Here is a 14,502-nt window from a genome sequence, read left to right as displayed (position 1 = left end):
GATAACTCAATGTACGCATTAACCAATTGCCGTATTTACACTGGTTATGAAATTCTTGATAATCACGCTGTTATTATTGACGGTGATAAAATTGCAAAAATTTGTAAACAAGAACAATTACCAGCCGACATCACCATTAAAGATTTACAAGGTGCTAATGTTGCACCAGGCTTGATTGATATCCAAGTCAATGGCTGTGGTGGTGTGCAATTTAATGAAACACTTGATGCACTAAGTATTGAAACCTTAGAAGCTATGCAAGCAACTAACCTTGTGTATGGTTGTACTAGCTATTTACCAACCTTAATCACCTCAACTGACGAATTTATGATCAAAGCAGTAAACGTGATGCGTGAATATTTAGCTAAGCACCCTAACCAAGCATTAGGTTTACATCTTGAAGGGCCTTATATTAATCCTGAGAAGAAAGGTATTCATAATATAAATTATATTCGTCAACCTTCACAGGAGATGATCGACTTTCTTTGTGCAAACGCCGATGTAATTAAAATTATTACTCTAGCCCCAGAAAAAGTTGATGCTAAACATATTAAACAATTATGCGATGCCGGAATTCACGTTTCAGTTGGACATTCTAACGGCCACTATGAAGATTGCCGTCGTGGTTTCAATGCTGGTATCCGCCTAGGTACACATCTATTTAATGCTATGCCTTATATTACTGGTCGCGAACCAGGTGTTGTTGGCGCAATTTATGATGAACCTGAAGTGTATGTTGGTATCATTGCTGATGGTCAGCATGTAAGTTGGGCGAATATCCGTAATAGCCACAAAATTAAACAAGATCATTTAATTTTGATTACTGATGCGATGTTATTAGCTGGTTCTAATTTAACTTCAGGAGTATTTGCTGACAAAACTATCTATTATAAAGATGGCCGTTGTGTTGATGAAAATGGCACGCTAGGTGGATCAGCATTAACCATGATTGAAGCAGTAAAAAATGCAGTAGAGTATGTTGGTATTGCTTTAGATGAAGCATTAAGAATGGCAACACTTTATCCAGCCAAAGCGATTGGTGTAGATAAACAACTTGGTACAATTAGTGAAAGCAAAATTGCCAACTTAGTTATTTTTAATCGTGATTTTTCAAATGTGAAAACTATTGTTAATGGAGAGATGAGCCGTTAGAATGTCGGATAGTTAATGAAAATATTGAGATAAAATATGACCTTTAATTATCTACACCTAGTCGGCAATGCTGAACTAATCAAACAATTAAATTATGCAATGATTTATCGTTTGATTGTTCAGCAAGCGCCCATTTCACGTATTCAACTCGCCGAAATTAGTCAATTAGCACCCGCTAGTATTACCAAAATAACTCGCCAACTTCTTAAAAAAAATATGATCAAAGAAGTTGATGCCCAACAATCAACAGGGGGAAGACCTGCGGTTTCAATACAAGCAAAATTTAGCTATTACCAGACAATTGCTATTCAGTTGAGTCGTTCACATGTCACAATTGAACTTTATGATCTAGGAGCCAATTGCTTAATATCTGAAGTTTATCCATTGACTACTTTTACGGAACAGTTAGCACAAGAATATTTAATTGCACTAATTAAACAGTTCATCGAAAAAAATAATAAAAAAGTTAAACACCTTGTTGCCATCTCAGTAGTACTACCGGGCTTAATTGACTCAGTTCGCGGAATCATTCGTTATACCCCACATATTCAAGTTAAGGCATGGCCTTTAGCGGATGTATTACGTGATCAGTTTAATGTTTCGATTTTTATTGGTAATGATATTCAAAGTTTGGCATTAGCTGAGAGCTATTTCGGCTCAACTCAAGATGTTGATGATTCAATTTTAATTCGTGTACATCGTGGTGTTGGTTCAGGAGTAATTATTAATCAACAATTACTTACTAACCATAACCAAACAGCTTGTGAAGTTGGACACATCCAAATTGATGCATTAGGTGAACGTTGCCATTGTGGAAATTTTGGCTGTTTAGAAAATCGTGTAGTTCACAAGGCCATTGAAGCACGAGCAAAACAGATGATAGAGCAAGGTTATCCGACTAAATTAAGTTTAGATAACATGAATATCAGCAATATTTGCAAATATGCCAATCAAGGAGATGAGTTAGCACTTAAGTTAGTTAAAGATGCCGGTGAAAATCTGGGTAGAGCTGTCGCGATAATGGTGAATATTTTTAACCCACAACGGATTGTATTAGCTGGCGAATTAACAAAATCACCCGATGTATTATTAAATGCAGTAACTAGTGCGTTAAATGCTCAAAGTTTAGAAGAGTTAAGAAACAATCTAACTATCAATTGTTCAACACTTAATGACCGTTCAGCAATTGGTGCATTTGCCTTAGTACAACAAGCATTATTTAACGGTTCGCTGTTAATGACCTTGTTAGAAACGATCTAATAAATTGCTTTACAATAAAAATAAAAGCCCATAAATAGGGCTTTTGTTATTCATCATTAAGCTAAGATGCGTAGCATTCTTCGTAATGGTTCAGCAGCACCCCATAATAACTGATCGCCAACTGTAAAGGCTGATAGATACTCTTTACCCATATTCAATTTACGTAACCGTCCAACAGGCGTACTTAAAGTACCTGTAACCGCAGCTGGAGTCAGTTCTCGCATAGAAAGTTCACGATCATTTGGTACAACTTTAACCCAATCATTATGAGCAGCAAGTAGTTTTTCAATCTCAGGAATGCTGATATCTTTCTTCAATTTAATCGTGAACGATTGACTATGGCAACGTAATGCCCCAACTCGTACACAAAGTCCATCAACGGGGATAATTTGACTTGTTCCTAGAATTTTATTGGTTTCCGCTTGGCCTTTCCACTCTTCACGACTTTGACCGTTATCAAGAGCTTTATCAATCCAAGGGATTAAACTGCCCGCTAAAGGCACGCCAAAATTATCAGTTGGTAAACTACCATCACGCATTTTTTGCGTCACTTTGCGTTCAATATCTAAAATAGAAGAGTTAGGATCTTGTAGTTGTTTAGCAACTTCTGCGTTTAACATTCCCATTTGAGTAAGTAATTCACGCATATGACGTGCACCACCACCAGAAGCAGCTTGATAAGTTGACACAGAAACCCAATCGATTAAGTTTTCAGCAAATAATCCACCAAGTGACATCAACATTAAACTTACTGTACAGTTACCACCAACAAAAGTTTTAATGCCTCTATCTAAAGCTGATTGAATGTTAGCTTTGTTCACTGGATCAAGAACAATAATTGCATCATCTTCCATACGTAAAGTTGACGCAGCATCAATCCAATAGCCTTGCCAACCGGTTGCTCGCAATTTTGCATAAATTTCAGAGGTATAATCACCTCCTTGGCAGGTAACAATAATATCTAATGCTTTTAAAGCATCAATATCATTGGCGCTTTGTAATATTCCTGTTTTTCCACCAAACGAAGGAGCTGCTTGACCAGCTTGAGAAGTAGAAAAGAAAACAGGATTGATATAATCAAAATCATGTTCTTCAACCATACGTTGCATAAGAACAGAGCCCACCATTCCTCGCCAACCGACAAAACCAACATTTTTCATATTTTATTTCCAAAAGTAGATGTTATATAAAGAAATATTCATTTACTATTAAAGCAAAAAATCACCATAAAACAAGTCAGATAAGAATTATTTTTGTAGTCGCGGATATGATAACGTGGTGTTATATATAATTTTATCGACAAAACTGAAGGTGACACAAAAACTAGTACATCATAAACTAGTCACTAATATTTGTTTTCCACATAAAAAACACCATCATATCGATAAAATAATTAATAAAATGGCCATCTTCTTGGTTAGCTATAATAAAGACGTTTTCATTTTGAGAACGATTTATCTCACCGAGTCGGGCTGCAAATTTAGCACTCTGCCAAGGAGATACACGTGCATCTTGTAAGCCAACTGAAAGCATCACAGGTGGGTAGTTAACACCTTCACGTAGATTAAGATAAGCATCGATAGTTTGCAGATTTTTAAATTCCTGTTTATTGAAAGGCGAACCAAATTCCGCAAAATTCACACTACCAATTGGTATTTGATCTAAGCGGCTCATATTCAACATACCTGAGGTAATTGATGCGGCGGCAAAAAGTTCTGGATGTCTGGCTAATGCAGAGCCAATTACAATACCACCTGCACTGGCGCCACTTATGACTAGCTTGGATGAATTGGTGTAACGATGATCAATAAGATATTTTGCGCATTTAATAAAATCATTGACTGAATTTATCTTATTTTTTCCCTTTCCATCATAATGCCATTTAGGCCCTAACTCACCACCACCACGAATATGGGCAATGGCAATAATACCACCTTTCTCAAGCCAAATTAAACGAGTGGTATCATAATAATTAGGATAACTATTTTCGCCATAAGCGCCATAAGCCGTTAACCAAGTTGGATTATTGCCATCAAGTTTAATTCCTTTTCGATGAATAAGTGTAAGAGGAATAAGTTCGCCATCATTGGATTTAACCCATTTTTGCTCTGATTCATAATCTGCAAATAGTGATGCATCAGTCTTTATTATTTTAGAATCTTCAATTAACTGACTATCAGGGTCATATTGCCATATTTTTGGTGACATGTTCCAATTTTGTTGGGTAAATAAAATCTCTTTATGATCTGAACTAGAAAAAATAGCCGTTACCTCGTTACCATCACTAATAGGAATCATTTTGATATTATGCAGATCGGAAAAAGGAATAGTCACAAATTTATACTTTCCAGAGTTATAATAAGCAAGATAAATAGCATCTTTACTGACTGTAAACAGATCCAATTCGCCTTTTTTCCATTCAATTATTTTTTCTTCTGGAGAATGGATATGATTAAGGTTTAGTCGAGAAATGGTATAACCTGAAAAGTTGTTATATTTAGCCAAATAAAGCCAATTATCTCGCAGCAAAAAATTGGTTACTTTTTGTTTTCTATCGATGATTTTTTTCCAATGTTTGTTTTCCAGATTAAGAGAGTTAGAGTCGGTTAAATACAAATCTATGGTATCACCGGATATCGAAGATTCTACTGAGACAACTGCCCAATTGGCTGATAGCGATAAGTAGGTATATTGGTCAATATTAGCTTGATAATTCTCAATATTAGCTTTACCAAAAATAGCCAAATCCTTGTCACTATTGGAGCCTAAACGATGAAGATAAAGTTCTTCCGTTCCTGACTTTCGATTACCGGAATCAGCAAAATTATTACGATGATAGAAAAAAGATAAATTATCATTCGCCCATACTAAATTTGAGACAGTTATGCCGGATAAGCTATCGGCTAGATGTGCTCTAGTTTTTACATTAATCACTTTGATTGATGAAATTTCAGAATCATTTTCAGAAATAGCATAAGCAACATACTTACCATCATTTGAAGGGTACAAATTATATATATAACCAACTGGTGGGTCGACTAATAATCTTTCTTTGCCGAATCGATCTTTAACAAACAAACGGTTATAAGGATGCTTATTTGTTCGTTTCAAGTAAAAAGTATTATCACCCTTTAGTCTAATATTATGAATTATTGGTTCAGTTCCATAATCTGTTAATTCACTGAATCGTTTTTCAATCAATGAGAACAAATCGAGTTTTTCAAGAATTTTCATTGAACGATTTGATTCAGATAATAACCAATTATTAGTTAGATCCTTTTCTGTTTCCATCCAACCATAACTGTCAACTGCTGAATAAGAGTTATTCGATACACAACTAATGCAGTTTACTAATGATAAAAAGACGATAATGATAAAAAAAATTTTTTTTAACCAGAACATTATTGATTTCCTTTTATCATGCTCTATAAAAAATAAAACTAGAATAATTATCTAGTTCTATCATTTATATCTTAATGTATCAAATGATTATTATTCATTCGTTTTGGCTTACTCTTCGTCTAAGATATAGATTATTATTGCAATTTAGATAATTAGTTTTTGATAAAACAAAGCCCGAATTATCGGGCTTATTGTAGTTTTGTGCGTTGGCAATTTTAGAAATCTTCATCACTTGGTTCATCTACAGCCATTGCGGCCATATTATACCGCTCAATCCCTTGAGTTCCGGCTTGTATAATATCTGGTAATAATGTTACTAGATTTGCGTCAGTGCGTTGCATAAAGGTTTCTAACAACATAGGGACATTTACACCAGTGACTATTTCTATAGTAGGAAAATCAGCCATCAACCTAACTAAAGTATTAAATGGTGTGCCACCTTTTAAATCAACAAAACAGACAATTTCGGAGCCAAAATGCTGTAACTCTTCTAGCTTTTGTTGCAGTTGTTGTTGAAAATCATCTGTTGATTGCCCCATTGCAAACGAAACCGCTTCACACTGAGATTGTTTACCACAAATCATTTCAGTCGTTTCAATTAAGCTTTTCGCTGTTGAACCATGTGTACTGACTAATACAGAAATCATCGATTTAAGTTCCTATTTTAGTAATCTAAACAACGATAATAACGACGGATTGACATTGGATGACGATTTAAATGTTCAACATAAGCATCGATACGATTATTGATAGCACGGAAAACAAATGGTGAAAGATTTCCACGATATTTTTCTGATATACCTGGTAATTCATAATCTTTGGTATCAATAATAGTATAATTACCACAAATTTGCGGTAAGAACTTAGCGACTCTTTCACTTAATGGGCGTTGAGTATCTTCACCGACATAAACGGTTACCGCAGTATCACGATCAATAACTTCTAATGTACCATGGAAAAATTCCGCTGACTCAATTGATTTTGAACGTAACCAGTGTTGTTCTTCCCAATAACACATAGCATGAGAATAAGTTGCCCCCCATTGATTACCCGCGCCAACAAAATAGTGCATTGAATCATTATGATGTTTTTCAGCAACTTCTTGACCAAATTTATCGGCTTTTTTCGCAACAGCAACAATATTTTTAGCAAAATGTTGATCCATTTGTTGGTAGAACTCGTCATAATCAGGGAATTCTCCAGCTAAAAACATTAAACGATCAGCAGTCATAAAGAATTTTAATTGTTCATTCATTGGATAAACAACTACATGATCAGCCATATTTCCTAATGGAGTATCAGCTTTATCCATGAAAGCAAATACAGTTGAACCAACTTCTTTTTGAATTTTTTCAATAGCAGCAACCACTTCTTGTGTCGTACCAGTTACTGATGAAATAATGATAAGCGTATCTTTAGTGATACGTTTGTTGCCAGTTACTAAATATTCAGCAGCGTGTTGCACAAAGGTCTCAATCGCTGTTTTTTCTTTCATATGTACAACTGCTTGCATTGATGATGCATAAGTACCACCAATACCTAACCAACAAACGTTACTATAACCACGCGCGTGGATTTTATCAATAAATTCATTGATTTGTGGTCTTAATGCTAATGCACCATTCATGCTGTCTAATTCTTTCTTTTCGTCATATTTTCTCATTTTTAAATCCTCTTAATTTTCGAGCTAGTTATTTCATCAAATTCTGGATAGGTTGATTTTTCAAGGTTATGACCTTTTAATCGTGAAACTTGGTAACTTAATAGATGAATCGGTATTGTCATAAATAGTGATGCGTACAATTCATCTATATCAATATTAAGACACAAATCGTCTTGTTTAACGTTGCTACTGTTATTGGCGTAAATCGTAGAAATATTTTTAACATGTTTAGTTAAAAATACTTTTAACAATTCAGCACGGCTAGATAACACGCCATGTGGTTCAAGAAAAACGATATTATCATTCTCATGTAAACCTAAATATGGGCCATGCATATACTCCTCGAGCTCTTTACCAAAAGCACTATTACGTATAGTTTCGGTAAACTTTGTTTCACCTTCTCGAGCAATACCATAGGTTGCACCGTAGCCAATAAATATGACTCGTTGAGAATGATAAAATTTGTGTTGATATTGATTTACCCAAGCTTGCGATTGTTCAATAACTTTAGGTAGCAAACCTGCAACTTTTCTAAGTTGATCGAAATAACTAGCAAATTGTTGATCATCCATGCTGCCATTTTTTTGTGCAATGACTAAAGCAATAATTATCAAATCAAGAATCGTAACGCTATAACCAGCACTGACATAAGGCATTTCCTCAATAGGAATGCCCATAGATAACACATTATTACTAATTTTATATAATGGACTATCAGGATTGCTGGTAAGCGTATAGATAATTTGATTATTCTTGATAAACTCTTCAACTAAATGAATCGTTGAATAGCTTTCACCCCCTTGTGAAATAGCAAAATAGAGGGTATTAGGATCGCTGTAATGTAAATAATTAGCAGCGATTGAAGGATCTTCAATATAAACGGGAACCTTTAAGATTTTACTCATTAAAGGTCTCGCTCCATAAGCTGCGTTAGAACTTGAACCTGTAGCAAAGATAACAATTGAGTTAAATTGTTTAACTTTACTTGAATCAATAGTATCAACAAACAATGTTTGATAATTGTCTAAAATACTTTGATAGTATTCAGGTTCTAATGCTACATAATCAGCAATACTTTTCATTACATCTTCCTTTTTATTAACCTAGTAATCCACTCCAAGCACCAAAGACACCAATACCTGCAATCATTAATAAGATCCAATGTGCTTTTAGTCCTTTTCTGTCTAATAAAAAGATAAATAAAGTAAATAATAACGGCAATATTTGCGGAACAATACCATCGAAAATATCCTGTAATGACGTAGCATCAGAGCCTGAGCCAATGGTTAGTGGCATATTTAATGTCACCATCGTCGCCACCATGGCCCCTACAACCGAGAGCCCCAAGATAGATGCGCCATAAGACAATTTATCCATCAAGCCAGTTTTTTGTACTTTTTCAATAAAAGATGCACCAATGTTATAACCAATAAATAGACCAAAATAACGAGCAATAATGGCTGGAATATTGAAAATTAATAAAAATAGTAGTGGCCCTAAGATATTACCTTGCATCGCCAGTGAAGTACCAATACCTGTTGCAATAACCCGTAATGTTCCCCAGAAGAATGAATCTCCCAAACCACTTAGTGGTCCCATTAATGCAATTTTGACGTCATTTATTGAACTTTCATCAAAATTTTCATTTACGGCATTTTGCTCTTCCATAGCAATAGAAATACCTAATGGGAAAGTAATTAACCATGGCGTAACATTATAAAACTCTAAATGTCGTTGATAAGCAGTAGTTAATTGTTCTGGTTTTTGGCTATAAATTTTTTCTAAAGCAGGACGAATCGCAAAAGAATAACCTAGATTCATTTGTCGTTCATAGTTCCATGACCACTCAGCAGTGAAAGAGCGCCAAAATGTTCGCATTAAATCCTTTTTAGTAATTAAATTAGAATTCTTCATCTTCATAATTGATCTCCTGTCCTACTAAAGCATTGCCTGATTGATTATTAACTTCTTGATTGTCTGAGGTGGTAAGTTTTTTGCCGGTAAATGAAGAGTAACCGGTAAGAATTAACGCCATACAAGCGCCAAAAACAGCAACACCAGTGACAGGTACTTTCATATATACTGCTACAGCAAAACCAAGAATAAAAAATGTTGCATTGGTTTTTTTGATCATAATCTTCATTAACATAGCAAAACCAAATGCAGGTAATAAGCCTGTTGCAATTCCTAAACCGTTAATGACAAACTCAGGGATCACATCAAGTAAGCCTTTTATTGCTTCACTTCCAAATAAGTAAGAAAAACCAACGACTAAGCCAATTGGTAGGTTGATAGAAAAGAACCCGCCGAAAATATTCATGCGATCAACGCCTTTACCATTACCTTCACTAGCATACTTATCTGCTTTATGCACAAAGTAAGGTAAAATGAACAAGAAACATAAGTTTTTAACAACTAAAACCAAAGAAGCAATTGGAATCCCTAAAGTTAAGGCAACTGCCGTACTTTTACCGGCACCAATCGCAAACGCGGTTCCTAATACACTACCTGAAATAATTTCTGGAGGGATAGATGCACCAATAGAAAAAGAACCAACAAACGCCAACTCTAATGTCGCACCGATAATAATTCCTTGTGTAACATCCCCCATTACTAGCCCAGCTAAGGTACAAGTAACTAAAGGTCTTGATAACATAGATGAACCTAAAAAGTATTCACCATTGGCTAACATAGCAATCAAGGCCAAAATAATTGCTGTAATAACAATACTCATTTTGTATTCCTTTTTGTCTATTTTTCAAATTTTTGCTTAGATTCACTTGGGATCTGTTGTATATACACTTCAACACCATCTTGTTGTAATCCAGCTAATAAGTCTGCTTCTAACTCTGTCAAATTAATTGTTTTAGAATAATTTTTGGTCCCTTCACGAGGTTTCGTTCCTCCTAAATTAAGACTAGTTATTTGTCCTTGAGTTCCTCGGATTAGTTTTTCTGCATCTTCTACCGATTCCACCACAATTAACATCTGATATTTATCTGTTACACCAGAATTAATAGCACCAATACTGTCATCAATTGACTTCATGACTAGTTTGGCATTTTCAGGTTTAGCTAATCGAATCGCTGATTTACGAAATTCATCATTAGCAACAGCATCGTTGGCAACTAAAATAGTATTAGCTCCAACATTATCGAACCATGAAACAACAACCTGACCATGCAATAAGCGGTGATCGACACGTAACAATTTAATCATTGGTTTTCTTCCTCCTAGGTGAAATCCACCACATATTTGGTATTACTAGCGAATTTGTATTCAATAGCAATCGGTTCGCTATTTATATCAAAATAGTGATTAGACACTTTAAATAATGGTTCATCAATTTGGCAGCGTAATTGCTTAGCCAATTCAGCATTGGCAACAATTAGCTGTAAATCTTGTTCTAATTTATCGACTTTTTTCTTACCCGAATTAGTAATTTCAAGCGCTGATAGCACTTTTATTATTGAAACTTGAAAATCAGGAAAATAGTGAAGGGGTAAAAGAAAAATCTCTTTTACTACACTAGTTTTAGCAACTTCTAAAAAACTAATATAATAAATTAGTGCTGACGGTTTTATCTTTAATAATTGGCTATAGTAAGGGCCAGCTTTTCTTAAATAATTCTCTTTAAGAATTTTTTTATGATGTTGATAAGTGCCCGGTTTAATAATACCAGTCATCTCAAGAATATTTTGGGTAGACAGCATTGGTGCAACAAATAAACCAACCCCTTTTTTTCGTACAACCAAATTTTTTTCTACTAATAGGTCAATGGCTTTACGAACAGTAGTACGACTGACATCAAAATCTTTTTGTAATTGAACTTCTGGGGAGAGCTCCGCACCCACACCATATTGACCCGAGTTGATCTGCCCCATTAAATGATCGGCAATTTTTTCAAACAATTTCATAATTGTTTTTCTCCATAATTGAAGATATTTTTCGCCGATAGATGATATTTAAATCGTTTTCCTGATAGATATTGCTCGGTATGTTCAAATGGTTGAAAGTTAATATCAAAGCTATTACTCGATACTTTATAAATGGGTGTCCCTTCAATAACCTCTAAATATTTGGCTTTATCTTCGGTTGCTGACTCATAAGTAATTTCTTCACGACCGTGACTTGGCTTGAATGGATAATTCTCTTTCAAAAATTGATAAAGAGAAACATTATTCAAATCGACTTGTTCTAAACCTTTAAATCTATTAGATGGTAAATATGTTACTTCGTAGGAAAGCGGAGTTTTGTTTAATATCCTTTGCCGAACAATTCTAATCAATTTTTCATTCGAACCAAAAAAAGATCTCAATTCAGCTGGCATATTAATAATTTGATTGGTGAGAACTTTAATATTAAGGTCAATATCGTCTTCTTTTTTAACTTCTTCACTGAAAGAAGACATTTTTAACATATTAATCTCAAAAATTTTATGCGGTTCCATATCAGTATCGTTTTGGAATACATAACCTTCCATAGCTAAATCACTTAAAGCGTTTCTTATTGTTGTACGACTTACACCAAAATGTTCTGCTAGTGCTCGTTCTGTCAATTTCTTACTAACAATAGTCGGATTAGCTTTAATCTGTTCTTCAACATAAATTTTTGAAGCTATTTCACGATATTCCAAAAAACACACTCCATTGATGGACTTTTTTATAAAATAGATATACGTTAATATAACGTAAACATTGTTAAAAAATAAACAAAAAAATACATGTTGTCAATTTTAAGTACCAAATTTGTTGTATAGATCACAGTTTTTATCATTATTTATAATTAAATCAATATGATATATTTTAAAATGTATGTATTTATTTGATTTGCAATAAAGAAAGACTTGAAGAAAACTCAATGTAAAAACGCAATTTTATCAAGTCATAAGAAGGAACTGAGTATAAAGCCTTTATTGAGTTAATTATAAAGAGCATGGTAAACATGCATAGTTACAGCTTAGCTAATTTAGAAGGATAAAAATGTCTAGTCGTTGCTAAAGCAACGCTGTCTCGTGCTACTCGGCTCGAACCTCTTATCGGTTCGAATCAAATGCGTCGGTGTAATAATAAAAAAGCCCACTCAAATGAGTAGGCTTTCTTATTAAATTGGTCGGCGAGAGAGGATTGACTCGCATTTCATGCTCGCCCTACGGGTCGTTGCTAAAGCAACGCTGTCTCGTGCTACTCGGCTCGAACCTCTTATCGGTTCGAATCAAATGCGTCGGTGTAATAATAAAAAAGCCCACTCAAATGAGTAGGCTTTCTTATTAAATTGGTCGGCGAGAGAGGATTCGAACCTCCGACCCACTGGTCCCAAACCAGTTGCGCTACCAAGCTGCGCTACTCGCCGTCAGAAATTGCTTCACATTCTAAATATAAAATGGGGTGGCTAATGGGACTCGAACCCACGACAACTGGAATCACAATCCAGGGCTCTACCAACTGAGCTATAGCCACCATAGAAGCAGGACGAAATATTACGCATAAAAAATAATATTGTCCAGCATATTTTTTAAAAATAATACCAATTGGTTATATTAAAAGCGTTAAAAGGTTATTCTTTTAGCGTTTCCCCAAAAAATTAGGCTTTATGCGACATAATATCAATTATCTGAGTGTCAGTTGCTTTCATACTATTACTAACAATCGCCCCTAAATTATTAATTGAAGTTTCAACACTATCACAAACAATACCTTCATTACCTGTAACACGAATTCGGTTTAGTGCCATTAATACAGCTTTAAATCCGGATGAAACCGAAGTTGAAACTTTCATTGCACAACTATTTGATGCACCATCACAAATTATTCCAGACAAATCACCAATCATGTTACATATGGCCATATTAACTGGCTCATATTGGCCTTTACCCAGTAACCACGCCATACCGGCAGCCGATCCCATGGCTGCTGTTGAGGCTGCACAAAGTGCAGATAATGGCGGAAATTTACTATGAATATAAATGGCAATGGTATGTGATAAAATAAGTGCTCTCGCTAATTGCTCTGGCATTGCCTCTAAATAATCGGCAACAACAACGACTGGCATAGTTGCAGTAATACCTTGATTGCCTGAACCTGAATTACTCATAGCCGGTAACGTTGCACCTCCCATACGAGCATCTGATGCAGCAGTAGTACGAATAATTACTTTAGACAATAGATCATCGGCTAATAAGCCATTTTTAGTTTGTTCATGTAATGTGGCCGCAATACTTAAGCCATAATCTCGTCTTAATCCTTCCTGAGATAAGGCATCATTTAATTCTGCTGAGTGTAAAATAAATTCGATATCAGCAAAATCAGCCTGCGAGGCAAACTCATATATCTGTTTTACCGACATTGATTTGATGATAACTACATCTTTCGAATCATCTTGCCTTTGGTTATCGGCTTTAAAAATTATTTCACCATTTTTTTCAATCAAAATCACATTAGTATGTGAGTTTTCAATACAGACGCGGACATGATCGTGACGAGTATAAATATTAGCTTCAGAATAAATAGCAGTATTATTATTGGCCATTTGCACATTAACTTTATGCTCATTGAGCATCGTTTTTGCTTGTTCGATCTGTTGTTGAGTAATATTTTTAAGGACTTCAAGACCAGCCTCAGCATCACCACCAATGGCACCAATGGCCGCTGCAATAGCTAATCCCACCATACCAGTACCCGGAACAGTAACACCCATGCCATTTTTCATTAAATTGGGCGAGACATAAGCATCAATGTGGCTAATTTCGTTTTTATCAATATATTGAGTTGCCGTAGCAGCAGCTAAAGCAAGTGAGATAGGTTCAGTGCAACCAAGTGCCGGCAAGACTTCATGTTTCACCAATTTGATTAATTGTTGCCACATTACTTGTTGTTCCATTTTTTATCTCCATATTACTAACCGTAATGTTAGCAAGTGAAACATTTAGCCACAAAATTAAGTGATTATTTTATTCTATTTAACTTGAAAACTAAATGTTAAGCTCACATATTAAAGAGTAAGTGAACATAATTTATCAGTTTTAT

The 14,502-nt window shown here is 34.9% G+C and carries 13 protein-coding genes, 2 tRNA genes and 1 other RNA gene; 2 read left to right on the top strand and 14 right to left on the bottom strand.

Annotated elements, in window-relative coordinates:
- Positions 1–9 precede the first annotated feature (9 nt).
- A complete protein-coding gene (nagA, locus tag H3T83_RS08780) occupies positions 10–1,152 on the top strand; it encodes an N-acetylglucosamine-6-phosphate deacetylase (protein ID WP_110453896.1) in 1,143 nt (380 codons plus the stop codon).
- A 36-nt stretch (positions 1,153–1,188) separates the two neighbouring features.
- Positions 1,189–2,412, top strand: a complete 1,224-nt coding sequence (locus H3T83_RS08775) for an ROK family protein (protein ID WP_086353963.1) — start codon at positions 1,189–1,191, stop codon at positions 2,410–2,412.
- A gap of 56 nt (positions 2,413–2,468) precedes the next feature.
- Here H3T83_RS08775 and asd read toward each other — a convergent pair whose 3' ends face one another.
- The 14 genes from asd to H3T83_RS08705 form a co-directional block, all read right to left on the bottom strand.
- Positions 2,469–3,572 carry an aspartate-semialdehyde dehydrogenase gene (gene asd, locus H3T83_RS08770; protein ID WP_065652024.1) on the bottom strand — a complete coding sequence of 368 codons (1,104 nt, stop codon included), beginning with the start codon at positions 3,570–3,572 and terminating at the stop codon, positions 2,469–2,471.
- 178 nt (positions 3,573–3,750) lie between these two features.
- Entirely contained in the window at positions 3,751–5,814 is a 2,064-nt protein-coding gene (locus H3T83_RS08765; RefSeq protein WP_198215562.1) for a prolyl oligopeptidase family serine peptidase, read from the bottom strand.
- A 215-nt stretch (positions 5,815–6,029) separates the two neighbouring features.
- Positions 6,030–6,461 (bottom strand): PTS sugar transporter subunit IIA, encoded by a 432-nt coding sequence (locus H3T83_RS08760; RefSeq protein ID WP_065579090.1) that lies wholly within the window; start codon positions 6,459–6,461, stop codon positions 6,030–6,032.
- A 17-nt stretch (positions 6,462–6,478) separates the two neighbouring features.
- Positions 6,479–7,477, bottom strand: a complete 999-nt coding sequence (locus tag H3T83_RS08755) for an SIS domain-containing protein (RefSeq protein ID WP_065579089.1) — start codon at positions 7,475–7,477, stop codon at positions 6,479–6,481.
- A gap of 2 nt (positions 7,478–7,479) precedes the next feature.
- Positions 7,480–8,559 carry an SIS domain-containing protein gene (locus tag H3T83_RS08750; RefSeq protein ID WP_065579088.1) on the bottom strand — a complete coding sequence of 360 codons (1,080 nt, stop codon included), beginning with the start codon at positions 8,557–8,559 and terminating at the stop codon, positions 7,480–7,482.
- A gap of 16 nt (positions 8,560–8,575) precedes the next feature.
- A complete protein-coding gene (locus H3T83_RS08745; protein WP_034903235.1) occupies positions 8,576–9,397 on the bottom strand; it encodes a PTS system mannose/fructose/sorbose family transporter subunit IID in 822 nt (273 codons plus the stop codon).
- Positions 9,378–10,211, bottom strand: a complete 834-nt coding sequence (locus H3T83_RS08740) for a PTS sugar transporter subunit IIC (protein ID WP_034903231.1) — start codon at positions 10,209–10,211, stop codon at positions 9,378–9,380. Before H3T83_RS08740 ends, H3T83_RS08745 begins: the two co-directional genes overlap by 20 nt.
- Positions 10,212–10,228: 17 nt before the next feature.
- A complete protein-coding gene (locus tag H3T83_RS08735; protein ID WP_065613642.1) occupies positions 10,229–10,696 on the bottom strand; it encodes a PTS sugar transporter subunit IIB in 468 nt (155 codons plus the stop codon).
- A 14-nt stretch (positions 10,697–10,710) separates the two neighbouring features.
- The gene (locus tag H3T83_RS08730) at positions 10,711–11,394 is read right to left on the bottom strand and encodes a GntR family transcriptional regulator (protein WP_065613640.1); all 684 of its coding nucleotides are present in this window, start codon (positions 11,392–11,394) and stop codon (positions 10,711–10,713) included.
- A complete protein-coding gene (locus H3T83_RS08725; protein ID WP_198215561.1) occupies positions 11,391–12,113 on the bottom strand; it encodes a GntR family transcriptional regulator in 723 nt (240 codons plus the stop codon). The genes H3T83_RS08730 and H3T83_RS08725 overlap by 4 nt, the downstream gene beginning before the upstream one ends.
- 474 nt (positions 12,114–12,587) lie before the next feature.
- Positions 12,588–12,718: non-coding RNA, RtT sRNA (locus H3T83_RS08720), on the bottom strand.
- 34 nt (positions 12,719–12,752) lie between these two features.
- Positions 12,753–12,829, bottom strand: a tRNA-Pro gene (locus tag H3T83_RS08715).
- 31 nt (positions 12,830–12,860) lie between these two features.
- Positions 12,861–12,936 (bottom strand) — tRNA-His (locus H3T83_RS08710).
- A gap of 124 nt (positions 12,937–13,060) precedes the next feature.
- Positions 13,061–14,356: a serine dehydratase subunit alpha family protein gene (locus H3T83_RS08705; RefSeq protein ID WP_198215560.1), complete on the bottom strand. Its 1,296-nt coding sequence runs from the start codon at positions 14,354–14,356 to the stop codon at positions 13,061–13,063.
- Between the last annotated feature and the right edge of the window lie 146 nt (positions 14,357–14,502).

Origin of the sequence: Gilliamella sp. M0320, from assembly GCF_016101635.1 — a bacterium.
GTDB lineage: Bacteria > Pseudomonadota > Gammaproteobacteria > Enterobacterales > Orbaceae > Gilliamella > Gilliamella apis.
The sequence above is the reverse complement of the archived record's forward strand: the minus strand, read 5'-3'. Positions and strand labels throughout refer to the sequence as shown.